The 23921-nt window shown below is 61.4% G+C and carries 22 protein-coding genes and 1 pseudogene; 9 read left to right on the forward strand and 14 right to left on the reverse strand.

Annotation, left to right across the window (positions count from 1 at the left end; genetic code table 11):
• The first annotated feature begins 1 nt into the window (after position 1).
• Positions 2–676, forward strand: a complete 675-nt coding sequence (locus AB4N33_RS28820; RefSeq protein ID WP_476458750.1) for a DNA-3-methyladenine glycosylase I — start codon at positions 2–4, stop codon at positions 674–676.
• A 102-nt stretch (positions 677–778) separates the two neighbouring features.
• Here the strand turns inward: AB4N33_RS28820 and AB4N33_RS28825 are convergent, their stop codons facing one another.
• The 3 genes from AB4N33_RS28825 to arsC are packed head-to-tail and all read right to left on the reverse strand — an operon-like array spanning position 779 to position 2153.
• Positions 779–1204, reverse strand: a complete 426-nt coding sequence (locus AB4N33_RS28825) for a DUF2069 domain-containing protein (protein ID WP_460121810.1) — start codon at positions 1202–1204, stop codon at positions 779–781.
• 2 nt (positions 1205–1206) lie between these two features.
• The gene (gene wrbA, locus AB4N33_RS28830; protein ID WP_460141097.1) at positions 1207–1803 is read right to left on the reverse strand and encodes an NAD(P)H:quinone oxidoreductase; all 597 of its coding nucleotides are present in this window, start codon (positions 1801–1803) and stop codon (positions 1207–1209) included.
• Positions 1800–2153, reverse strand: coding sequence for an arsenate reductase (glutaredoxin) (gene arsC / locus AB4N33_RS28835; protein WP_460121814.1), 354 nt, complete (start codon positions 2151–2153; stop codon positions 1800–1802). The genes wrbA and arsC overlap by 4 nt, the downstream gene beginning before the upstream one ends.
• A 114-nt stretch (positions 2154–2267) precedes the next feature.
• Here arsC and AB4N33_RS28840 point away from each other — a divergent pair, with 114 nt between their 5' ends.
• Positions 2268–2735, forward strand: coding sequence for a TlpA disulfide reductase family protein (locus AB4N33_RS28840; protein WP_460141098.1), 468 nt, complete (start codon positions 2268–2270; stop codon positions 2733–2735).
• 51 nt (positions 2736–2786) lie between these two features.
• On the opposite strand, the gene AB4N33_RS28845 is transcribed toward AB4N33_RS28840, so the two are convergent.
• The 5 genes from AB4N33_RS28845 to AB4N33_RS28865 all read right to left on the reverse strand — a co-directional run bounded on the left by AB4N33_RS28845 (position 2787) and on the right by AB4N33_RS28865 (position 7795).
• Entirely contained in the window at positions 2787–3191 is a 405-nt protein-coding gene (locus tag AB4N33_RS28845; protein WP_460121817.1) for an META domain-containing protein, read from the reverse strand.
• A complete protein-coding gene (locus AB4N33_RS28850; protein WP_460141099.1) occupies positions 3191–3625 on the reverse strand; it encodes a hypothetical protein in 435 nt (144 codons plus the stop codon). The genes AB4N33_RS28845 and AB4N33_RS28850 overlap by 1 nt, the downstream gene beginning before the upstream one ends.
• A gap of 77 nt (positions 3626–3702) precedes the next feature.
• Positions 3703–4695 carry a 2-hydroxyacid dehydrogenase gene (locus AB4N33_RS28855; RefSeq protein ID WP_460121821.1) on the reverse strand — a complete coding sequence of 331 codons (993 nt, stop codon included), beginning with the start codon at positions 4693–4695 and terminating at the stop codon, positions 3703–3705.
• Positions 4696–4853: 158 nt separating this feature from the next.
• Positions 4854–7607 (reverse strand): response regulator, encoded by a 2754-nt coding sequence (locus AB4N33_RS28860; RefSeq protein WP_476458751.1) that lies wholly within the window; start codon positions 7605–7607, stop codon positions 4854–4856.
• A gap of 23 nt (positions 7608–7630) precedes the next feature.
• Entirely contained in the window at positions 7631–7795 is a 165-nt protein-coding gene (locus AB4N33_RS28865; RefSeq protein ID WP_460141101.1) for a hypothetical protein, read from the reverse strand.
• Between the two features lie 26 nt (positions 7796–7821).
• Here AB4N33_RS28865 and AB4N33_RS28870 point away from each other — a divergent pair, with 26 nt between their 5' ends.
• The 7 genes from AB4N33_RS28870 to AB4N33_RS28900 all read left to right on the forward strand — a co-directional run bounded on the left by AB4N33_RS28870 (position 7822) and on the right by AB4N33_RS28900 (position 16236).
• A complete protein-coding gene (locus AB4N33_RS28870; protein WP_460121826.1) occupies positions 7822–8544 on the forward strand; it encodes a response regulator transcription factor in 723 nt (240 codons plus the stop codon).
• Positions 8531–9940, forward strand: a complete 1410-nt coding sequence (locus tag AB4N33_RS28875) for a histidine kinase sensor domain-containing protein (protein ID WP_476458752.1) — start codon at positions 8531–8533, stop codon at positions 9938–9940. Before AB4N33_RS28870 ends, AB4N33_RS28875 begins: the two co-directional genes overlap by 14 nt.
• 128 nt (positions 9941–10068) lie before the next feature.
• A complete protein-coding gene (gene cysM, locus AB4N33_RS28880) occupies positions 10069–10971 on the forward strand; it encodes a cysteine synthase CysM (protein ID WP_476458753.1) in 903 nt (300 codons plus the stop codon).
• Positions 10971–12323 carry a 23S rRNA (uracil(1939)-C(5))-methyltransferase RlmD gene (rlmD, locus tag AB4N33_RS28885; protein ID WP_460121831.1) on the forward strand — a complete coding sequence of 451 codons (1353 nt, stop codon included), beginning with the start codon at positions 10971–10973 and terminating at the stop codon, positions 12321–12323. Before cysM ends, rlmD begins: the two co-directional genes overlap by 1 nt.
• Before the next feature lie 121 nt (positions 12324–12444).
• Positions 12445–14688 (forward strand): GTP diphosphokinase, encoded by a 2244-nt coding sequence (gene relA / locus AB4N33_RS28890; protein WP_460121834.1) that lies wholly within the window; start codon positions 12445–12447, stop codon positions 14686–14688.
• 143 nt (positions 14689–14831) lie between these two features.
• A complete protein-coding gene (gene mazG / locus AB4N33_RS28895) occupies positions 14832–15665 on the forward strand; it encodes a nucleoside triphosphate pyrophosphohydrolase (RefSeq protein ID WP_476458857.1) in 834 nt (277 codons plus the stop codon).
• Between the two features lie 28 nt (positions 15666–15693).
• Positions 15694–16236 (forward strand): DUF2058 domain-containing protein, encoded by a 543-nt coding sequence (locus AB4N33_RS28900; RefSeq protein WP_460121836.1) that lies wholly within the window; start codon positions 15694–15696, stop codon positions 16234–16236.
• Between the two features lie 62 nt (positions 16237–16298).
• Here the strand turns inward: AB4N33_RS28900 and AB4N33_RS28905 are convergent, their stop codons facing one another.
• The 6 genes and pseudogenes from AB4N33_RS28905 to AB4N33_RS28930 all read right to left on the reverse strand — a co-directional run bounded on the left by AB4N33_RS28905 (position 16299) and on the right by AB4N33_RS28930 (position 23816).
• Entirely contained in the window at positions 16299–16487 is a 189-nt protein-coding gene (locus AB4N33_RS28905; RefSeq protein WP_460121838.1) for a hypothetical protein, read from the reverse strand.
• Between the two features lie 380 nt (positions 16488–16867).
• A complete protein-coding gene (gene fabB, locus AB4N33_RS28910; protein WP_460121840.1) occupies positions 16868–18088 on the reverse strand; it encodes a beta-ketoacyl-ACP synthase I in 1221 nt (406 codons plus the stop codon).
• A gap of 11 nt (positions 18089–18099) precedes the next feature.
• Positions 18100–18615 (reverse strand): 3-hydroxyacyl-[acyl-carrier-protein] dehydratase FabA, encoded by a 516-nt coding sequence (fabA, locus tag AB4N33_RS28915; protein WP_003227150.1) that lies wholly within the window; start codon positions 18613–18615, stop codon positions 18100–18102.
• A 247-nt stretch (positions 18616–18862) separates the two neighbouring features.
• The gene (locus tag AB4N33_RS28920) at positions 18863–20764 is read right to left on the reverse strand and encodes an ATP-binding protein (RefSeq protein WP_476458754.1); all 1902 of its coding nucleotides are present in this window, start codon (positions 20762–20764) and stop codon (positions 18863–18865) included.
• Positions 20761–21692 (reverse strand): annotated as a pseudogene (locus tag AB4N33_RS28925) (ABC transporter substrate-binding protein). The gene AB4N33_RS28920 and the pseudogene AB4N33_RS28925 overlap by 4 nt, the downstream one beginning before the upstream one ends.
• Positions 21693–23816, reverse strand: a complete 2124-nt coding sequence (locus AB4N33_RS28930; RefSeq protein WP_476458755.1) for a TonB-dependent receptor plug domain-containing protein — start codon at positions 23814–23816, stop codon at positions 21693–21695.
• Positions 23817–23921: the final 105 nt, after the last annotated feature.

Genomic DNA, 23921 nt, shown 5'->3' on the forward strand with positions numbered 1-23921 from the left:
CATGCGCGATTACAAGTGGCTGAACGAGTACTGCCTGAACCGCTTCGGTTCGGCCGCTGAACTGCAAGCCCATCTTCCCGTTCCCAAGACCCCTGCGCAGTTGCGCGATATCACCGACGATCGCTACCTCTCGACCATGGCCTTGCGCGTGTTCCGCGCCGGGCTCAAGCACAGCCTGGTGGACGCCAAGTGGCCGGCCTTCGAGGAAGTGTTTTTCAGGTTCGACCCGGAAAAGGTCGTGCTGATGAGCGCCGAACACCTTGAGCGCCTGATGCAGGACGCGCGGATCATCCGCCACCTGGGCAAGCTCAAGAGTGTTCCGCGCAATGCGCAGTTCGTGCTCGACGTGGCCTATGAGAAGGGCAGCTTTGGCAACTTGATCGCCGACTGGCCAGTGACCGACATCGTCGGATTGTGGACGTACCTGAAAAAGCGCGGCAGTCAGTTGGGCGGGCTATCGGCCCCCCGCTTCCTGCGCATGGTCGGCAAGGACACCTTTGTTCCGAGCTATGACGTTGTCGCGGCGCTCAATGCGCAGAAGATCATCGACAAGGTGCCGACCAGCCTGCGCGACCTCGCCCTGGTGCAGGAGGTGTTCAACCAGTGGCACGAAGAGAGCGGCGGGCGGCCAATGAGCCAGATCTCGATGATGCTGGCCTACACCGCCAATCACTGATCCCTGTAGGAGCGGGCTTGCCCGCGATGGCGGTACTCCTGACACATTGATGCTGGAGGTGCCGCCGCTATCGCGGGCAAGCCCGCTCCTACAGGGGTGCTGTCAGGCGACAGAGACCTGACCTTCACCCGCCAACTTGCGGTTCAACTGATGCCGCCACCGCACATACAACAACGCCGAGCAGAACACCGCCAGGCTCGCGCCCATTTCCAGCACGCCAAACCACTGCCGGTTCGGGTCGTACGCGGCGAGCGCGCCCTTGATGAAATACAGGTTCACGGCAAAGCACATCCATGAGTGGCCACGCGGGCTGCCGGTGATCATCCCGGGGGCGAGCAACAGCAACGGCACCAGTTCGATCAACAGGATCACCCAGGGCCGGGCACCGTGCAGATCCGCTACCAGCAGGTAGTAGACGCACAGCAGCGCCACAAGGCCGACAAAACACAGCAGGCTGATCACACGCATGGCCCGCACGCGCGGTTCGAGCCATTCAATGGCGGGCAGGACTTTCGTCTTCTTGGCCACCCTCAGCCCTCCAGTTTCTGTGCGGTCTTGGCCAGGCGCATGCCCAACGCGCGGCATAGCGCCACTTCGTGGGCGTCCAGGCCGCTTTTGCCATCGGCACCGGCGTGATGACTGGCGCCATAGGGGGTGCCGCCGCCTTGGGTTTCCAGCAGCGCCGATTCGCTGTAGGGCAGTCCGGTGATCAGCATGCCGTGGTGCAGCAATGGCAGCATCATCGACAGCAGAGTGGTTTCCTGGCCGCCGTGCAGGCTGGCGGTGGAAGTGAACACGCCCGCTGGCTTGCCCACCAGCGCACCGGTCAGCCACAGATTACTGGTGCCATCCAGGAAGTACTTGAGCGGCGCCGCCATGTTACCGAAGCGCGTCGGACTGCCCAGGGCCAGGCCCGCGCAGTTCTTCAGGTCGTCGAGGCTGGCGTACAGCGCGCCTTCGACGGGGATGTCCGGCGCCACGGCTTCACATTCTGCGGAGATGGCCGGCACGGTGCGCAGGCGCGCTTCCATTCCGGCCTGCTCGACACCCCGGGCAATCTGCCGGGCCATCTCGTTGGTCGAGCCGCTGCGGCTGTAATACAACACCAGGATGTACGGCGTACTCATGGCAGCAGTTCCAGGATCTGCTCCGGTGGACGACCAATGACGGCTTTGTCGCCGACGGCGAGAATCGGGCGTTCCATGAGTTTGGGGTGTGCGGCGATCGCAGCGATCAACTGCGCTTCGCTCAAGGTGGCGTCGGCGAGGTTGAGGGTTTTGTATTCATCCTCGCCGGTACGCAGGATCTGCCGGGCGCTCAGCCCGAGCTTTTTCAGCAAGCCCTGGATTTGCGCGGCATCCAGCGGTTCATCGAGGTAACGGACCACGGTCGGGGTCAGGCCACGGCCTTCGAGCAGTTCCAGCGCGCCACGGGATTTCGAGCAGCGCGGGTTGTGGTAAAGCGTCAGATCGGTCATGTGCGGGTCGCATTTGGCGTAAGGTGGCAGCTATTCTAACTGTGCAGCGCGCAATCCTGAACCTTGGGAGGCGATGGGTCGCAGGCGCATTCAATTTTGAACAAGGATCACGACATGACAAGGCGATTGGCAGCGGCATTCGCGATATTCGCAGCGCTGATGCTGGGGGGCTGTGGCAACGATTATGGGATCGACCAGAACGGCCAGAAAGTCGCGTCCGAACGACTGGACAAGCAATGGCTGGTGCTCAACTACTGGGCGGAATGGTGTGGCCCGTGCCGCACCGAGATCCCGGAACTGAACACACTGGCCGAGCAATTGAAAGCCAGGAAAATCGGCGTATTCGGGGTCAACTTCGACAACGTGCAGGGTGAAGAACTGAAAAGCGCCAGTGAAAAGCTGGGCATCAAGTTCACCGTGCTCGCACAGGACCCAAGCGAAGTTTTCGATCTACCGCGCAGCGAAGCGCTGCCGGTGACCTATATCATCGACAACAAGGGCAAGGTGCGCGAGCAATTGATGGGCGAACAGACAGCGGCGGGGGTCATGGCCAAGCTGGAGGCCCTGCAAGCGACCAACTGAAAGACGTGATCGGTCTCGCGCGCAAACGCGGGACCGATCAGTGTGATGGGCTCAACCCTCTTCAAGCCACCAGCGCAGCGGCTTGCCCTCGGCAGGCCAGAAACGCATCTGCTCGATCGACGACACGTCCCAGCGTTGCACGCCTTCCAGCGCCTGGAGGAAGCGTTTTTCCTGCTCCATGAGCGCTGGCGCGCACATTTTGCGGGTGCTGCCGATCTTGCCGAAACTCAGCTTGTCGCCATCGAGCGTGTAGGGCGCGAACCAGTGGTTGCAGCCGCCACTGCCATAAGCCCGACCGTCTTCGCCGAGGGTGATGGTCAGGTGGCTGTAATCCATCAATGGCCGCTCACCGATCCATTCCAGGATGTAGCTGCGGTTTTGTTGCAGTTGCACCGGCTCGGCAGCGCAGCCCAGCAGGCTGGCGCTGACCATCGCAGTCAGGGCGAGGCGTTTCATCACGCAGGCTCCTGGCATTTCGGGCACAGGTGCTTTTCGCCAACGCTTTTCCAGCCCAGCTCGGCAATCCGCGCAGTGGCGGCTGGCTTTTCAGCCTTGTTGCCCAACTTGGCGTCGACCGCGAACTCGAAGCTCAGCTCCTTGGCGCAGCTGTCGCAATTGACCTTCCAGGTGTGGATCGCCAACTCGCCGAAAACCGGACCATTGGCCACCGCGACCCATTGGCCGGGCGGGTTGATCAGGTGGCGAACCGTTTCGACGGTCAGGCGCATGGACAGGTCCTTGGCGCCTTTGAGGGTCACGATCAGCACGTCATTGTTGCGAATCGAGCCACCGTTGCCGGTGACCTGATAACGCCCAGGTACCAGGGCGCGGCATTCGGTGAGGGTGTGTTGCGGGTTCATCAGGTTGTAGCGGAAATCGTGTTCGACCATGGGTCCTCCAAATCTGCGCGGAATGCTAGCACGGACATCGTTGCCGCACTGCGCGCAGAAGCGACCTTCGATCCGGTTCAGTCGACATCCACCCGGTTTTGCGGGCTGCCGGCAGCCCAGGCGGCAATATTCTGCAACGTAGTCGCCGCAATCGCACCCAGGGCTTCGCGAGTCAGAAACGCCTGGTGCGCGGTGATGATCACGTTGGGGAAGGTCAACAGCCGTGCCAGCACGTCGTCTTGCAGCGGCAGGTCGGAACGGTCCTCGAAGAACAGTTGGGCTTCCTCTTCATAGACGTCCAGGCCCAGGTATCCCAGAAGGCCGTCCTTCAAGGCGTCGATCAGCGCCGGCGTGTCCACCAGTCCACCGCGCCCGGTATTGATCAGCATGGCGCCGGGTTGCATGTGCGCCAGGGAGTCGCGGTTGATCAGGTGCTTGCTCTGCGCATTGAGTGGGCAATGCAGGCTGATGATCTGCGATTGGGCGAGCAACTGCGGCAACTCCATGTACCGTGCGCCCAGCGCCTGGACCTGGGGATTGGGGTAAGGGTCATAGGCCAGGAGCTGGCAGCCGAAACCGTGCATGATTTTCGCGAAGGTCGCACCGATCTGCCCGGTGCCGACCACGCCGACGGTCTTGCCCACCAGATCGAAGCCGGTCAGCCCGTGCAAGGTGAAATCACCTTCGCGCGTGCGGTTGTACGCGCGGTGCAGGCGCCGGTTCAGCGCCAGGATCAACGCCACCGCATGTTCGGCCACCGCGTGGGGGGAATAGGCTGGCACCCGCACGATCGTCAACCCCAGGCGCTTGGCCACGGCCAGGTCGACGTGGTTGTAACCGGCCGAGCGCAGGGCGATCAGTCGGGTGCCGCCGGCGGCCAGCTGTTCGAGCACGGGAGCGCTGAGATCATCGTTGATGAACGCGCAGACCACCTCAAACTGCTCGGCCAGCGCCGCGGTGTCCAGGCTCAGCCGTGCCGACTGGAAATGCAACTCGATGCCGGCGGGAAGGTCGACGCCCAGAAAACTGTCGCGGTCGTAGTTCTGACTGCTGAAGAGAATCGTACGCATGCGTTATTCCTTGGGGGGGAAGATTGCAATCCTATAGGAGCGAGCATGCTCGCGATGGACTCAAGGACACCTTGGGGAATCAGGCTGCCCGCGTCATCGTTGACGACCATCGCGAGCAATCGAGCGTCGACCGGCTGCTCCTACAGAAAGCGGTTTGATCAAACATTAATCCGCGCATGGGCGGCCAGGCGATTGATCGCCCGGTCGAGTTCTTCCAGGGCGGCGCCGGCTTTCGGGTCTTGCTGTTTGAGCAGGGTTTCGCTGCGTTGGCAGGCGGCCCTGAGTTGCGGCACCCCGCAATAACGGGTGGCGCCATGCAGGCGGTGCACCCGTTCGATCAGCGCAGTGTGGTCGTGGGTCTCGCGCGCTACGCGGATCGCCTCGCGATCAGCTTCCAGCGAAGCCAGCAACATCGCCAGCATGTCTGCGGCCAGATCCTGTTTGCCGGCAGCCAGGCGCAAGCCTTCCTCTTGGTCGAGCACTTGCAGTTCGTGGCCGCTGCCCTGGCCGTCGCTGGACCGGTCCGGCCCCTGATTGCGCAAGGCCAGGCCAGTCCACTTCAGCACCACCTGGGCCAGTTGCCGTTCGCTGATCGGCTTGGTGAGGTAATCGTCCATGCCGCTTTGCAACAGGGCGCGCTTTTCGTTGGCCATGGCATGGGCGGTGAGCGCCACGATCGGCATCGGCGTACTGTGCCGTTCGCTTTCCCACTGGCGAATGCTTTCGGTGCTCTGGCGTCCATCCATGCCAGGCATCTGTACGTCCATCAGCACCAGGTCGAAGGTTTCGTTTTGTACGGCCTTGACGGCAGCGTAGCCGCTTTCGACCGCGAGGACCTTGGCGCCGAGGTCTTCAAGCAGGGTTTGCACCAGCAGCAGGTTGGCCGGGTTGTCGTCGACACACAGCACTTTCGGAGCGCGGCTGGCGACCGGTTCGCCGGGCTCGCTGCGTGTCTGACGCGGGTTGACCAGGTCGGACAACGACCGGCGAAGCTTGCGGGTGCAGGCCGGTTTGGCCTGAAGCTGGCTGTGGGGGTTGGGCACCGATAGATGGAACAGCGTCTGTTCGGTGGTCGGGCACAGCACCAGCACTTTACAGCCCAGGTGTTCGAGGTCCCAGATGTGCTGGTTGAGGCGTTCGGGTGGCATGTCGTTGCTGGTAATACCGAGCACGGCGAGGTCGATGGCCTGATCGGTCTGGTGGGCGCCCATCACGCCATTAGTGAGCCTTTCCAGGGTGTTGAATGGCGTGACTTCCAGGCCGCAATCTTCCAGTTGGTGCTGCAAGGCCTGGCGCGCCAGTTCATGGTTCTCCAGTACCGCGACGCGACGTCCGAGCAGCGGCGCACCGGGCATGTCTTCGGCATCGTCGCGGGTCTTGGGCAGGTTGAGGCTGATCCAGAACTCCGACCCCTCGCCAGGGGTGCTGTCGACGCCGATCTCGCCGCCCATCTGTTCGATCAATCGCTTGGAAATGACCAGGCCCAGGCCGGTGCCACCGGGCTGCCGTGACAGCGAGTTGTCGGCCTGGCTGAAGGCCTGGAACAGTGCGCGCACATCCTCGTTGGACAAGCCGATACCGGTGTCCTGGATGCTGATACGCAGTTGCACGCTGTCTTCGTGTTCGTCTTCCAGCATGGCGCGCGCGACGATCGTACCCTCGCGGGTGAACTTGATCGCGTTGCTCACCAGGTTGGTGAGGATCTGCTTGAGGCGCAACGGGTCGCCCACCAGCGACAGCGGGGTGTCGCGGTACACCAGGCTCACCAGTTCCAGCTGCTTGGCGTGTGCGGCGGGGGCAAGGATGGTCAGTGTGTCCTGGAGCAGATCACGCAGATTGAACGGAATGTGGTCGAGCACCAGCTTGCCGGCCTCGATTTTCGAAAAGTCGAGGATCTCATTGATGATGCCCAACAGGCTGTCAGCGGATTTTTCGATGGTGCCCAGGTAGTCGAGCTGGCGCGGGGTCAATTCGCTTTTTTGCAGCAAGTGAGTGAAGCCGAGAATGCCGTTGAGCGGCGTACGAATCTCATGGCTCATGTTGGCGAGGAATTCGGATTTGATCCGGCTCGCTTCCAGGGCTTCCTTGCGCGCCAGGTCCAGCTCGATGTTCTGGATCTCGATGGTTTCCAGGTTCTGGCGTACGTCTTCGGTGGCCTGGTCGATGCTGTGCTGCAACTCTTCCTGGGCATTCTGCAAGGTGCCGGCCATGCGGTTGATGCCGGAGGCCAGTTCATCCAGTTCCTGGCTGCCGAGGGGCGGCAGGCGGGTTTCGAGGTGACCGTCCTTGAGTTGCGCCACTGCCTGCTGGATCTGGTTCAGTGGCCGGTTGATCGTGCGGCCCATGCGCAACGCCAGCAACGCCGCGGCGGCCAGGCCGGCGGCGATCAGCAACAGGCTGGCGAACAGGCTGCGGTAGCCGCGCAGGAGCATGCCGTTGTGCGAGATTTCCAGTTCGACCCAGCCCAGCATGCGCTCGGTTTCTTCGGGAATCAGGTCGCCGGCCAGGTTGCGGTGTTTGCCGAACACGGGCAGCAGGTAGCGGGTCGCGTCGTTGCCGCTGTGTCGCAGCATTTGCGAGCCATTGCCCAGAGGGGCTTGATTGAGCATGGTCGGGCCGGCGTGGGCCAGCGGCGTGCGGTCTGGCGCAAGGAACGTCACTGCGCGTACGTCGGGCGTTTCCAGGGACTGGGTGGCGATGCGCTCCAACAACTCGGCGTCATTGTGGCTCATGGCCGGGGCGACGAGAGGCGCGAGCTGTTCGGCGATCATTTCGCCGCGCTGCATCAGTTGGGTTTGCAGGTCCGATTGCTGTACCCAGGTAAAATAGCCGCCCAGCACCAACGCCATGAGGCTGGTTGGAAGTAAGGTCAGCAACAGCACGCGACCTTTTATTCCCAGTTTCTTGAGCACGCCACTCTCCCGCATCCCGCCATTTAGGAACCGGCGCGCACGTCCGGTGCGCGCCATTTGCGCAGTGTAGCGATTTGCTCGCGGGCATTGCTCGTAAAATTGATGTCGCCATTCGTCGGGTTGGCCGGGGCTTTGAGGGTGCCGGTCAACCTCGGCTTGTCCCGGGCGAGGCAATCTTGAATAATCATCAACTGAGAATTATTTGCAGATAATCATGACTCCCAGCGCTGTTGGCCATCCCCGAATTCTTTCCATCGAAGACGACCTGGTGCTCGGTGCCTACGTACACGAGCAGTTGGGCCGCAGCGGTTTCCAGGTCACCTGGTGCCAGAACGGGCAGGAGGGCCTGGCGATGGCCCGTGAGAAAACCTTCGACGTGGTGTTGATGGATATTCTGTTGCCGGGCCTCAATGGCCTGTCGGTGTTGACCGAGTTGCGCCAGAGCCATTCCACCCCGGTGGTGCTCATGTCTGCACTGGGGGCCGAGGCCGATCGCATCAGTGGTTTTCGCCTTGGCGCCGACGATTACCTGCCCAAGCCCTTCAGCATGGCCGAATTGTGCGTGCGGCTGGAGGCGATACTGCGCCGTGTCGCGCTTGACCGGCGGCCGGCCATCGAACCGGTTGCGCCGGCAGCGGACAACCTGCGCTTTGATGAAGAAAGTTCTGACGTGTTCTGCGGTCAACAGGCCGCCGGCCTTACCCGCAGCGAATACCGCTTGCTCGACACGCTCAACCGCAACGGTGATGAGGTGTTGAGCAAGGCCTTCCTTTATCAGCACGTGTTGCAGCGCGGGTACTCGGCGCACGACCGCAGTCTCGATATGCACATCAGCCAGATCCGCCGCAAGCTCAAGGCCATCGGCTACACCGAGCGCGAAGTGCGCACGGTCTGGGGCAAAGGCTACGTCTTGAGTGCCGACCATGAAGTGGGCTGACCTGCCGGGCCGTCATTCGTTGTTCTGGAAGCTCGCCTGTCTGCTGGTGTGCTTCTGTCTGCTGATGATCTGGTTGAGCTGGTCCTGGGGTCGCTACATGGAGCAACGCAACCAGTTTCTCTCGGACGAGGCCCGGGGCACACTGACGCGATACGCTGCCGAAGCCGAACAGGCGTGGCACCAGGGGCAAAGCGACGGCGTCGATGCCTGGCTTGCGCTGATGCGCCAGCGTGAGCACGGATGGTCGGGCGTAATCAGCGGTGATTTGCAGTCATTGAGCAACTTGCCGCTGACCGATCAGCAGATCGAACGCCTGACGTTCCTGCGTGGCCTCGATTGGCCGATCCACAAGAACAACCTGCCGTGGATGCGCGTGCCGTTTCCCGGTGATCCTTCGGCCGGCAGCCTGGTGATTGAACTGCCCAAGCGCTTCCAGCCCGGGCGCTATCAGATGTTCTGGCGCGTGATCACCAATGGCGTCATTCCCGGTTTGTTCACCCTGCTGCTGTGTATCGGGTTGTATCGCCTGCTGGTGGTGCCCCTCAATCAATTGCGCGAGCAGGCCAACGCCTGGCGTGCCGACCAACTGGGCGTGCGCCTGTCGCGGCGAACCACCAACCGTTCCGATGAACTGGGCGAGTTGGGCCGCGCGTTCGATCACATGTCCGAACGCCTGCAAAGCACCGTGGCCCTGCAACAACAACTGCTACGCGATCTGTCCCATGAATTGCGCACGCCCTTGAGCCGTTTGCGCGTGGCCAGCGAAGGCGAGCAGAACCTGGCGCAACTGCGCGAGCGCATCGGCCGCGAAGTCGATGGCATGCAGCGCCTGGTCGAGGACACGCTGCAACTGGCCTGGCTCGATACCGAGCGCGCGCCGTTGCCTGACGAAGCGATTCAGGTTCAGGCCCTATGGGAAATGCTCACGGAAAACGCCTGCTACGAAAGCGCCTGCCCCTCGGGCCGCTTGCAATGCCGGGTGGACGCGTCCTGCTGGGTGCGCGGCAACCTCAACACCCTGGCACAGGCGTTGGAAAACATCCTGCGCAACGCCATTCGTCACTCCCCGACGGATGGCATCGTGCGCCTGGATGGCCGCCGGGAGGGTGACTTCTGGCATTTGTGGCTGGAAGACGAGGGCGGTGGGGTGGATGAAGAAGACCTGGAGCGCATCTTCTCGCCGTTCATTCGCCTGGACGGCTCACGCCCGGGCAACGGTGGCTTCGGCCTGGGCCTGAGCATCGCGCGCAACGCGGTGCAACGCCAGGGTGGACAACTCTGGGCTGAGAACACCGGCAGCGGATTGCGCCTGAACATACGCCTGTTGGCCGAAGACGACGCCCCTGTAGGAGCGAGCACGCTCGCGATGAACCCGAGAGCGCCGCTGGGCGCCTGACACACGCGCTCCCACAGGAAATGAATCGCTTATTCCCATAAGCCATAAGCACCACACTTTGCGTGATATGGCCTGCCCACGTTTGCCGGTATGATAGGCGCCCCCGCAGTCTGGATTGCGAATACGCCATGACCTTGCAGTACCCAACCATCGCCGATTGCGTCGGCAACACTCCGCTGGTTCGTTTGCAGCGCCTCCCTGGCGCCACCAGCAACACCCTATTGCTCAAGCTTGAAGGGAATAACCCGGCGGGTTCGGTCAAGGACCGTCCGGCGTTGTCGATGATCACCCGTGCCGAGTTGCGCGGGCAGATCCACGTCGGCGATACGCTGATCGAAGCGACGTCGGGCAACACCGGGATCGCCCTGGCGATGGCCGCCGCGATCAAGGGTTACAAGATGATCCTGATCATGCCAGACAACTCCAGCGCCGAACGCAAGGCTGCCATGACCGCCTACGGCGCCGAGCTGATCCTGGTCACCCAGGAAGAAGGCATGGAAGGTGCCCGCGATCTCGCCCAACGCATGGAGGCCGAAGGCCGTGGCAAGGTGCTGGACCAGTTCGCCAACGGTGACAACCCCGAGGCGCACTACACCACCACCGGCCCGGAAATCTGGCGGCAGACCCAGGGCACCATCACGCACTTCGTCAGCTCCATGGGCACGACCGGCACCATCATGGGCACGTCGCGCTATCTGAAAGAGCAGAACGAAAACGTGCAGATCATTGGCTTGCAGCCGATGGAAGGCGCGTCGATTCCCGGCATCCGCCGCTGGCCGCAGGAGTACCTGCCCAGGATCTACCAGGCCGACCGTGTGGATCGCATCATCGACATGGCGCAAAGCGAAGCCGAGGACGTGACCCGTCGCCTGGCCCGCGAAGAAGGCATCTTCTGTGGCGTGTCCTCGGGCGGTGCCGTGGCCGGCATGCTGCACCTGTCCAAAGAAGTTGAAAACGCGGTGATCGTCGCGATCATCTGCGACCGTGGCGACCGTTACCTGTCCACCGGCATTTTCGACGCGCCCAACTGATGGCCAAGCATGAGAAAGGCCTGCGCTTCCAGCCCACCGGTGGCACCAAGGCGCCGCAGGTTCCGACCGGCAAGAAGCAGCGCTTGAGCATCGAGCGCCTTGCCAGTGACGGTCGCGGCATCGCATTTTTCGAAGGTCGTACCTGGTTTGTGCTTGGCGCACTGGCCGGGGAAGAAGTCGAGGCCCGAGTGTTGGGTGCCCACGGCAAAGTGGTCGAGGCGCGTACCGAGCGGGTGTTCACCGCCAGCGAGCTGCGGCGTCCGGCACCGTGCAAACACGCCGGTCGTTGCGGCGGTTGCAGTGTCCAGCATTTGCCTCACGATGAACAACTTGCCCTGAAACAGCGCATGCTTGCGGAGCAATTGTCCAGGGTTGCAGGCGTCGAGCCTGAAGAATGGGCTGCGCCATTGACCGGTGCGGAGTTTGCTTATCGTCGACGCGCCCGCGTGGCGGTGCGTTGGGATCTCAAGGCGAAAAAGCTCGAGGTGGGTTTCCGTGCGGCGGGCAGTCAGGACATCGTCTCCATCGACGAATGCCCGGTGCTGGTACAGCCCTTGCAACCGATCATGACGCGTCTGCCGGAGATGTTACGTCGCTTGAGCAAGCCGCAGGCTCTTGGGCATGTGGAGTTGTTCAGCGGAACGAAGCTGGCGGTGTTGCTGCGCCACATGGCGCCGTTGTCTGATGCCGACCTGACCGTCCTCAAGGATTTCTGCGCGTTCCATGAGGCGCAATTGTGGCTGCATGGCGAGGGCCAACCACACCCGGTCGACGGCGATCAGAGCCTGGGCTTCCGCCTCGAACAGTGGGATCTGGAACTGGCTTACCGGCCGGGCGATTTCGTCCAGGTCAACGCCGCGGTCAACGAAACGATGGTCGCCCAGGCGCTGCAGTGGTTGAAACCGACAGCAGATGAGCGTGTTCTCGATCTATTCTGTGGTTTGGGCAACTTCGCCTTGCCGCTCGCGAAGGTCGTTCGCGAAGTGGTGGCGGTCGAGGGTGTGCAGGCGATGGTCGATCGGGCTGCCGCGAACGCCGCGAGCAACAATCTGCATAATGCGACGTTTTTTCAGGCCGATTTATCCCAGCCTTTGACCGATGCCGAATGGGCGCGCGAAGGCTTTTGTGCGGTACTCTTGGATCCACCGCGAGACGGCGCTTTCGAGGTGGTACGCAAACTCAGGACACTGGGCGCCGAACGGTTGGTGTATGTGTCGTGCAACCCTGCAACTCTGGCGCGCGACACGGTCGAATTGATCAAGCAGGGCTACCGGTTAAAACGTGCCGGGATTCTCGATATGTTTCCTCAGACGGCACATGTCGAGGCCATGGCGTTATTTGAAGCGAGCTAGGACGGCTCGTCTGGTCCGACTGACCCGCCCGTGCAGCACTCGTCTCGCCCCGCGAGTGCACCGGCAACGAAGGTCAGCGATTTGACGCATTGAATCTGCGTCGTAGGGAAGGTAAAGCAAGATGGTACAGGTGAGAGCACACCAGCCGATCAACACCGACGGCAGTATCAATCTCGAGGCTTGGCTCGATCATGCGGTCAGTGTCGACATGGCACTGGATCGCGAAGCCTTGAAGGACGCGTGCGAGTTCGCTCGTGCGGCAGAACAACAGGCCAATGCGGCAAAAAACCTGTGGTCCGAAGGGACCTCGAGTTTCAGCACGGGCCTTGAGATCGCCGAGATTCTCGCCGACCTCAAACTCGATCAGGACTCCCTGGTAGCTGCGGTCCTGTACCGTGGCGTCCGCGAAGGGCAGATCCAGCTACCGGCCGTGAGCCAGCGCTTTGGTCCGGTAGTGGCCAAACTGATCGACGGCGTGCTGCGCATGGCGGCGATCAGCGACAGCCTGAGCCCGCGTAAATCCATGGTGATGGGCACTCAGGGGCAGGTGGAAAACCTGCGCAAGATGCTCGTGGCCATGGTCGACGACGTGCGTGTTGCCTTGATCAAACTGGCTGAACGCACCTGCGCGATCCGTGCGGTAAAAACCGCCGATGACGAGAAGCGCAATCGCGTTGCCCGTGAAGTTTTCGACATCTATGCACCGCTGGCGCACCGCCTGGGTATCGGTCATATCAAGTGGGAACTGGAGGATCTGTCCTTCCGTTACCTCGAGCCCGACCAGTACAAGCAAATTGCCAAGCTGCTGCACGAGCGGCGCCTGGATCGCGAGCGCTTCATCAGCGACGTGATGTGCCAGCTAAAGAGCGAGTTGCAGGCCACCGGTGTCGAAGCCGACATCAGTGGGCGGGCCAAACACATCTATTCCATCTGGCGCAAAATGCAGCGCAAGGGCCTGGAGTTCAGCCAGATCTACGACGTGCGCGCGGTCCGTGTGCTGGTGCCGGAAATGCGCGACTGCTATACCGCGCTGGGGATCGTCCACACGCTGTGGCGACACATCCCGAAAGAATTTGACGACTACATCGCCAACCCGAAAGAGAACGGCTACCGCTCGCTGCACACCGCTGTGATCGGTCCTGAAGGCAAGGTGCTGGAAGTGCAGATCCGCACTCACGCCATGCACGAAGAAGCCGAGCTGGGCGTTTGCGCGCACTGGCGCTACAAGGGCACCGATGTCAAACCCAGCTCCAACCACTACGAAGAAAAAATCTCCTGGCTGCGTCAGGTGCTCGAGTGGCACGAAGAGCTTGGCGATATCGGCGGCCTCGCCGAACAACTGCGCGTCGATATCGAGCCGGACCGGGTCTACATCTTTACCCCGGACGGTCACGCCATCGACTTGCCCAAGGGGGCAACGCCGTTGGACTTTGCCTATCGCGTGCACACCGAAATCGGCCATAACTGCCGTGGCGCGAAGATCAACGGGCGCATCGTACCGCTCAACTACAGCCTGCAAACCGGCGAGCAGGTCGAGATCATCACCAGCAAGCACGGCACGCCAAGCCGCGACTGGCTGAACCCGAACCTGGGTTACGTGACCACGTCCCGAGCGCGGGCGAAGATCGTCCACTGGTTCAAGTTGCAGGCGCGTGACCAGAACGTTGCCGCCGGTAAAACCCTGCTGGAGCGCGAGCTTAATCGCCTCGGCCTGCCGGCGGTGGATTTCGAGAAACTGGCCGACAAGGCCAACATGAAAACCGCCGAGGACATGTTTGCCGCGCTCGGTGCTGGCGATTTGCGTCTGGCGCAACTCGTGAACCTGGCGCAGCAACTGGTCGAGCCGGAGCGCGGCAACGAACAGCTGGAGCTGATCCCACGCAAGGCCACCGGCTACAAGCCGGGCAAGCGCGGCGACATTCAGATCCAGGGCGTCGGCAACCTGATGACGCAAATGGCCGGCTGCTGCCAGCCACTGCCGGGGGACGCCATCGTCGGCTACATCACCCAGGGCCGTGGCGTGAGCATCCACCGCCAGGACTGCGCCTCGGTGCTGCAACTGGCCGGTCGCGAGCCGGAGCGGATTATCCAGGTCAGTTGGGGCCCGGTGCCGGTGCTCACCTACCCGGTGGACATCATCATCCGTGCCTACGATCGTTCCGGTCTGCTGCGTGATGTCTCGCAGGTGCTGCTCAACGAACGGATCAACGTGCTGGCGGTCAACACGCGCTCGAACAAGGAGGACAACACCGCACTGATGTCCCTGACCATCGAGATTCCAGGCCTGGATGCACTGGGGCGGTTGCTGGGCAGGATTTCACAGTTGCCGAACATCATCGAGACGCGGCGTAACCGAACCCCATGAGACCACGAGACCCACTGTAGGAGCGAGCTTGCTCGCGATAGCGGTGTGTCAGGCAATCAAATACTGCTGACACGCCCTCATCGCGAGCAAGTCGAATCGTCGCACCGTCGCCCCTACAGGTTCAGATGTGGTGAGAGTGAATGATGTACAGCCTTGAAGACCTGCTGCACCTGATGAGCCGTCTGCGCGATCCGCAGTTCGGCTGTCCCTGGGACATCAAGCAAACCTACGCCACCATCGTCCCGCATACGCTTGAGGAAGCCTACGAGGTGGCCGACGCCATCGAGCGAGGTGACTTCGATCACTTGCAGGGCGAGCTGGGTGATTTGCTGTTCCAGGTGGTTTATTACAGCCAACTGGCACGTGAAGAAGGGCGCTTCGAATTTGCCGGCGTCATCGACAGCATCACGCGCAAGCTGATCCGCCGTCACCCGCACGTATTCCCCACGGGCGATTTGTACGCACCGCTGGATGTTCCGCGCCTGAGCGAGGAACAGGTCAAGCAGCGTTGGGAAGCGATCAAGGCCGAGGAGCGCGCCGAGAAATCCGAGGCGCCTGAGCAATTGTCGTTGCTCGATGACGTGCCTGCCGCGTTGCCGGCATTGTCCCGTTCGGCCAAGCTGCAAAAGCGTGCGGGGCAGGTGGGTTTCGATTGGCCCCATGCCTTGCCGGTGGTGGACAAGGTGCGTGAAGAACTCGACGAAATCCTCGAAGCGATGGCCGCTGACGACCCCTCAGCGATTGCCGATGAAGTCGGTGATCTGCTTTTTTCGGTGGTCAATCTGGCGCGTCATTTGAAAGTCGATCCGGAAACTGCGCTGCGTGGCGCCAACGGCAAGTTCGAAAGACGCTTCCGTTTTATCGAACAGGCATTGCGCGACACCCACCGACCCATGGAAGATTGCACCCTCGAAGAGTTGGACGCCCTGTGGGGCGAAGCCAAACGCCAGGAAAAGAATTTACCCAGCTGCGGTTGAGCAGCGGCCCAAGCGAGAAACAAGCACCATGAGCATTTCCCTTCGCGACCAGTTGCTCAAAGCAGGGCTGGTCAACCAAAAGCAGGCCAAGCAGGTCGGCAAAGAGAAGCAGAAGCAGCAACGTCTGGCCCACAAGGGGCAGATTGAACTCGATGACTCCCAGCAGCGTGCCGCCCAGGAAGCCAAGGCCGAGAAGGTCAAGCGCGACCAGGAACTCAATCGCCAGCAGCAGGAGAAAGCCGAAGCCAAGGCCCGTGTCGCACAGATCAAGCAACTGATCGAAGCCACGCGCCTGCCAAAGCTGACCACTGAGGATTACTACAACTTCGTCGACGACAAGAAGGTCAAGCGCCTGTCCGTCAACACGCTGATGCGCAACAAGCTCAGCAACGGTTCGCTGGCCATCGTGCACCATGGCGGCGGTTACGAAGTGATCCCCCGTGAAGCGGCCCTGAAGATCCAGGAGCGCGACCCGCAGCGCATCGTGCAGTTGAATGTGCAGACCGAAGAAGCGGCGGCTGAGGACGATCCGTACGCAGCCTTCCAGATCCCTGACGATCTGATGTGGTAAGCCTGCTTGCATAACGACAAACCCCGCTCATGGCGGGGTTTGTCGTTTTTAATGCTGTGGTTTCATGCGGAGCGTAGCTCGCGTTGCCGCTCTTGTATTTCCAGTTCGGCCTTGTAGTTGTGGGCGTCGATTTCGTTATGAAACATCCCGACCAGCAAGTCTTGTTGATGCACGTCCCAGATCCGGATACCGGCGGCTACGCCTTCATGGGACATGTGTGAATCGTCGCGTTCAGTTACTTTTACAGTCATCTGCTAGCTCCAATTTCTGTGATCTGCAGCAAGGCGTGTGCAGAACTCAGTTATAGGATTTGTTAGCCGGCTAAGTAAACGCGCGAAATCGGTAAAGATTCATTGCGAAATTCGCAACAGTGCTACAGCCCGCAAAATCCGCGACATTCGGTCGCAGGGCGTTTGGTTGCATGACAAATGCTTCATCTTGAACAGGTGATTACGCCCCCTGTAGGAGCGAGCATGCTCGCGATGGTAGCCCAGTCACCGCGGGCATTCAGGCAGCCAGCGTTATCGTTGACGACCATCGCGAGCATGCTCGCTCCTACAGAGGAGGGGGTAGGCAAAAAAACGCCCCGAACCAGTCGGGGCGTTTTCAGGTACGGCGCAGCAGAAGGGGATTACTTGCCTTCCCAGCGCTTGAGTACCAGCGTCGCGTTGGTGCCACCGAAACCGAAGCTGTTGCTCATCACGGTGTCGATCTTGGCGTTTTCGCGAGTCTTGGTCAGCACTGGCAGGTCAGCCACTTCCGGGTCCAGCTCGTCGATGTTGGCGGAGCCGGCAATGAAGTTGCCTTCCATCATCAGCATGCAGTAGATCGCTTCATGAACACCGGCGGCGCCCAGGGAGTGACCGGACAGGCTCTTGGTGGAGCTGATGGCCGGTGCCTTGTCGCCAAACACTTCACGTACACCTTTCATTTCCGCGACGTCGCCGACCGGGGTCGAGGTGCCGTGGGTGTTCAGGTAGTCGATCGGGGTATCGACGGTGGACAGCGCCTGCTGCATGCAGCGGATCGCACCTTCACCACTTGGGGCAACCATGTCGTAGCCGTCGGACGTCGCGCCGTAGCCAACGATTTCCGCGTAGATCTTCGCGCCACGAGCCAGGGCGTGTTCCAGTTCCTCGACTACCACCATGCCGCCACCGCCAGCGATGACAAAACCATCACGGTCGGCGTCGTAGGCGCGGGAGGCTTGTGCCGGGGTGTCGTTGCGCTTGCTGGAGAGGGCGCCCATGGCGTCGAACAGGAACGACTGGCTCCAGTGTTCTTCTTCACCGCCGCCGGCGAACACGATGTCCTGCTTGCCCATCTGGATCTGTTCCATGGCGGTACCGATGCAGTGAGCACTGGTGGCGCAGGCAGAAGCGATGGAGTAGTTCAGGCCCTTGATCTTGAATGGCGTCGCCAGGCACGCCGAAACGGTGCTGCTCATGGTCCGCGTTACGCGGTATGGACCAACGCGCTTGACGCCTTTCTCGCGCAGGATGTCCAGCGCTTCCATCTGGTTCAGCGTGGACGCGCCACCGGAACCGGCGATCAGGCCGGTACGCGGGTTGGACACTTGCTCTTCGGTCAGGCCGGAGTCGGTGATGGCGTCTTTCATGGCCAGATAGGCATAAGCCGCCGCGTGGCCGACGAAACGATAGATCTTGCGATCGATCAGTTCTTCGAGGTTGAGGTCGATGGAGCCGGAAACCTGGCTACGCAGACCCATTTCGGCATATTCCGGGTTGAACCGGATGCCAGGGCGACTTGCACGCAGGTTAGCGGAGACGGTCTCTTTGTCATTGCCCAGGCACGAAACGATGCCCAGACCAGTGATAACGACGCGGCGCATGCGGATAACCCTTAGAAGTTGTCAGTGGAGGTGAAAACGCCGACCCGGAGGCCTTCGGCGGTGTAGATCTCGCGACCGTCGACAGTGACCGAACCGTCGGCGATGGCCAGGTTCAGCTTGCCCTTGAGGACGCGCTTGATATGAATGTTATAGGTGACTTTCTTGGCGGTTGGCAGCACCTGACCGAAGAACTTCACTTCGCCCGAACCCAGCGCGCGGCCACGGCCCGGCAGGCCTTGCCAGCCGAGGAAGAAACCAACCAGCTGCCACATGGCATCGAGGCCCAGGCAACCTGGCATCACCGGGTCACCTTCGAAGTGACAGGCGAAGAACCACAGGTCCGGATTGATATCCAGCTCGGCGACCAATTCACCTTTGCCGTACTTGCCACCCTCTTCGCTGATCAGGGTGATGCGATCAACCATCAGCATGTTAGGGGCGGGCAGTTGCGCGTTACCTGGGCCGAACAGCTCACCGCGACTGCAGCGCAGCAGGTCTTCCCGGGTAAAGGCGTTTTGTTTGGTCATGCGAGCTCCTCAATAATCCCATGCGGCAGGTGGGGCAAATCTTCCCGGCCGATCGAAGCGTTCATGCCTCGAGTCGGCAGCCTACTCATAGACTATTGCGTTGTAGTGAAAGTCACAGCACCAAGGACATGAAAGTACACTTGTGCACTGAAATTATTATTCAAGCCCCTTTTCGAGGCTATTCGGGTGCCTAAGACTGCCGCAATTTCGCCTTTCACGCCAGTCACAGATGCTCGAAAGGCCTGTATCACTGCACCCATCGTTGGAGAATCTGCTGCAAATCCGTACGTTTGAACGGCTTGGCCAGATAATCGTTCATTCCCGCCGACAGGCAGGTTTCGCGGTCGCCCTGCAGGGCATTGGCGGTCAGTGCAATGATCGGTACGTCGCTGCAACCGGGTAACTGGCGAATCTGTCGAGTGGCTTCGTAGCCATCGATGATCGGCAGCCGGCAGTCCATCAGGATCGCTTCGAAAATCAGGCTTTCGGCACTGCGTACCGCTTGAGCGCCATCGGTGGCGACGCTGACGGTAAAGCCCAGGCTGCGTAGCATGGCCTCGATCACGGTCTGGTTGACCGGGTTGTCTTCGACCAACAGCACATTGCGGCCCGCACCGTCGCTGTTACCCGCAGGTACCCGAGGCGCCAGTACGGGCAACGGCTGTTTATGGCGCGCCAGTGGAATCTCAAGGGTGAAGGCCGAGCCGCGTCCTTCCTCACTCTGGGCACGCAGCGTACCGCCCATGCGTTCGGCGAGCGTGCGGGCGATTGGGAGGCCCAGGCCAGTGCCGCCGTATCGCCTGGATATGGAACTGTCGGCTTGCTGGAAGGCGTTGAACATCGACTCCAGACTCTCGGCCGGAATACCGATGCCGCTATCGCGTACGGTGCATGTAAACCAGAACAGTTCGTGGTCCAGCGCCTGCCATTGCGCTTCAATGCTCACGCGGCCCTGCTCGGTGAATTTCAGCGCGTTGCCGACCAGATTCACCAGGATCTGGCGGATTCGTGTCGGATCGCCCTGAACCTGCAGGGTGTGCATGTCTTCGGGAATTTGCAGCGCGAGATGGAGCCCCCGCTGCGCCGCGCTGTGCTGGAACGATTGGGCGCAGCTACCGATCAGGTCTGCCAGGTTGAACGCAATGTGTTCCAGTTCCAGTTCAGAGCGTTCGATGCGCGAGAAGTCGAGTATATCGTTGATGACTTTGAGCAGGTGTTCGGTGGACTCCGAAGCCAACGCCGCGTACTCGACCTGCTCGTCGGTCATCTCGGTGGTCTCCAGCAGTTGCAACATGCCCAGCACGCCATTCATCGGTGTGCGCAGTTCGTGGCTCATCATCGCCAGGAAATCGGATTTGGCATTGTTGGCCTTCTCTGCCTCCTCGCGGGTCTGGATCAGTTGTGCCATGGCCTGGTGCTGTTCGCGGCTGGCCTGTTCGAGGCCGCTGGCCAGGTTATTGATGTGCTGCGACAGCGCGCCGAGTTCGGTGTCGTCGACAATCGGCAATGGAGTCGTGTAGTCGCCGCCCTGTATGGCCTTGACGGCGTTGCCAATGTCACGGATCGGCTGCGACAGGCTGCCGGCCAGGCGCCGGGCGATGAGGTAGGTAAACAGCAGGGCGAACAGCGCGAGGATGCCGGCCTTGAACAGGATTTCTTGCTGGCGTTTGCTGAAGGCATCGTTGGACAGGCCGACGATTACCCGGCCCAGGTAGTCCTCGGCAGGCGCTGCGTTGGCCACCTTGCTGCCGGGGAAAAAGTCGTTGTGCAGCGCGATCCGTTGCAGCCGAACCGGTGCCTGAAACACTTCGACCTGCTGCGAGCGGCTGTGGGATTCCGAGGGATGTTCGACGTACACCAGAATCCGGTTGGCGCTGTCCTGGACTTCCAAAAAGCGAACGTTCGGTGTGGCCAGGGTGGCTTTGAGCAGGCTATCGAGGACTTCGTTATTGCCGGATATCACCCCGTATTCCGCCGCCGGCGCCAACTGGTTGGCAATCAGTTGGCCGGTGTGGTTAAGCTCCTGGCGCAGATCCTGGATGCGCACGAAGGTGAAAAAGCTGATCAATAGCAAGGTGAGCAGCAGCGCCGGGCCGAGGCTGATGATTTGCGTGCGGGTGTTGATGTCCCAGCGACGACGGAAAGTCATGGGCGGCTTTCTCCTGCGGCCAACTGTGTTGCGACCCGGGCTTCATCGATCTGTTCAATACCTAATGAACGAGCCACTTGTGGGTTACTCAAGACTTTGAAGTGATTGGCATAATGCGCGCGCGGCCAACTGTCCGTCGGACGGTCGAGCAGTTCGTCGAGAACCGTCAGCCAGTCGCTCTGGTCGCTGTAACTGCTGGCCAGGCTGCCGGCCCTGACGAAAGCGGCGCTGGGACCGATCAAGGCGGTCTGGCGCGAGTAACTGCTGAGCAACAGGTTTTCGCGGTTCTTGAGTTGTACAGGTCGGGATCCTCCAGGCCCAGCAGCACGTCGCTGTTCTTCAGCAAGGCCTGTAAAGGGCGGCTGTCATGGGAATTGTCCCAGCGCTGGGTGACGATCTCCAGGTCTAGCTTCCTGGCGGCCAGACGCAGTTCATTGAGAAGAAATTCGCTATGACGGTCGTAAAGTACGCCGACTCGCCTGGCCTGGGGCAACAGGATACGGGTCAGATGCAGTTGTCGATCCAGCGGCGGATCGCTCCAAAGCAGGGTCAACCACGGGGGCAGCGTGGCTCCCAGTCGTTCGCGGGCTTGCAGGCGGCTGATGCGCAGCGCCAGCGTTGCGGGGCCTCGGGGGTCTTGCAGGCGCCAGTCGAGGCTCGGCAGGTCGAGCAGGATCAATCGGGTTTTCCTGGGTAACTGGCTCGGTGCCGGCAACTGGCTGAGCGGTTGAAAATGTACGGTGTCGGTGGGGCGCAGTTCGCCCAGGGCCGTGGCGAAGGCCTGCATGCCCGGACTGTCTTCGGCACCCGTCAGTAAAATATCCTCGGCGCGGGCGGACAGGCTCCCCAGCCAAGCGACCAGTGCCAGACACAACCCGGCCAGCAGGCGGCCAAGGGTGGGCATCGTCCGTGACAGGCGCGGCGGCATCTAGAACACCAGCTCCGCACTGAAGTACATGACCCGCTGCTGGTCATAACGGTTGTCGACGAAGGTGGTGGGCTGATGATCGAGGCGTTGCTGGAGCACGCCGGCCAGCTCCAGCGTGGCCTTGCCCAAGCCTATGCGTTTGGCGATGCGTGTATCGACCCGTTCAAAGCGATAGCCGTTGAGGGCGTCATCACCATAGTAGAAGAGCGCGCTGTTCCAGCCCTGGCCCCAGTTGCGCAACCAGCCAGCGGAACCACTGTTGCGGGCGGTCTGTCGGGCGTCCAGCGGGTTGCTTGACCGGGCATCGACATAGGCGTAGGTCAGGCGCAACCGGTCGGCACTGCCCAGGCGCCAGTCGACCTGGGTTTCCGCCCCGGTGAAACGCGAGCTGTTGGCGTTGCTGGCGATGTACTGGTTATTGCGCAAGGGCTCGCTGATCATGCCGGTGATCTCGTCGTGGAACGCCTTCACGTCCACGGCCAGTCCCCACTCGGAGAAATAGCCGTTGTAGCCCACTTCCCTGGAACGCATGCGTTCCTTGTCGAGGTCCCCGGGGCCGCGGGTCCTGACGAAATAACGCGCACTGCTCTGACCGAAGGCCGCAGGTTGCAGGTTGGTGACCCGGTAGCTCCAGTTGACATTGTTCTCGAACATGTCCGGCGAACGGATCGCTTCCGAGTACACTGCGCGCAGGCCATGGCGAGGATTGATCAGGTAGTTGACCGCCATTCGCGGAGTCAACGAGCTGCCAGTCAACCGGGTGTCCTCGAACATCGCGCCACCCTGCAACAGCCAGTGCTCGGTTGCCCGCCACTCGAGATGGCCAAAGGTACGCCAGGTGGTGTCATCGAACTTGCCATTGAAGTACGTCTCGGAGTCGGCCCGGTCGTAACGATAGTTCATGCCGCTGACCAGTCGCAGGCTGTCAGACAGGCTGAGGGTGTCCTGTAATTCAAGGTCGTACCGCGACTCGCGGATGCTCTGGTCAATGTCGCCGCACAGGCTTTGCCCGGCACCGGCGCGCCACTGGTCCAGCACCTGGTTGCCCAGCGTCTGTTGCGCCGCCGTGCCGGTCGGGGCGCCGGGACCCAGGTATTGGGTGATGTTGCGCGCCAGTCGCTCGGTGTAATTGGGGTTGAGCTGCCAGAGTTCGGTCAATTCGGGACTGAAGGAGATTTCGGCGTCGCAGGCCCGCCACGTCTGCTGGCGATCCCAGTGCTGGGCCGAACCCTGGATATAAAGGCTGTGTTCAGGATTGATGTCCAGGTTCCAGCGCAACGAGCCGGCATAGTCTTTGGCGTTCACGTCGGAATTGTTGCCGGCGGCGGTAATCCCCGAGAACACCGGCCGGTAGGTGTATGGCCGCTGATTACTGCCTTCCTTGGCATTGAATTGCCAGTCCAGGCTTTGCCACTCGTCGAGCGCCTGGCTGATGGCAAGGTTGATGCGGTTCAGGCGTCGGCTGTCACGGTAATCGGCGCCATGACGGTCCGAATCGAAGCCGTCGTCCTGCTGGCCGGACATCGACAGGCGCAGGTCACCAGTGTCCCAGCCGACGCCCTGGCTGGCGTAGAAGTCGTCGATGCCGCGCTGACCGCGGGTGACCTTCAATCGCGTGCCGAAACTGTCAGCCGGGTTGCGGGTGATGATGTTGACCACCGCCATCAGCGCATTGGCGCCATAGCTGACGGTGTTCGGGCCGCGGAAGACTTCGATGCGCTCAATGTCCTCCATGGCCACGGGAATATCACTCCAGTCCACCGTGGCCAGGCCGGCGCGGTACACCGAGCGACCGTCGATCAGCACCTGCAGACGCCGCGCATCGCTGGCGTTGGTGCCGTGATAATTCACGGCGGGCTGATTGCCGGTGATGTTGCCGACCATCATGCCCGGCACCAGGCGCAAGAGTTCGCTGATGTCCCGGGCGCCGCTGCTGTCGATCAGTTCACTGTCGATCACCGTCATGCTGCCGGGCACTGCGGCGGGCGACTGTTTCAGGCGCGTGGCCGTCAGCACCTGCGGCAGTTGCTCGCTGTCGGTGAACAGGTCGTCAGCGAGCAACGGCGGGCTGAGGAGCAGCGCCAGGACCAGCGGCGAGCGAGTTGAAGCAGAGCCAAACGACACGACACATCCTTGATAGCGAATCACTGGCGCGCATGTTAACCGAGCCCATCGACTTTTCCAGTCACGATGACCGCATTTTCCTCGTCATTATTGGTCATCTTCATA

The organism is Pseudomonas sp. S1_E05 (assembly GCF_056337105.1).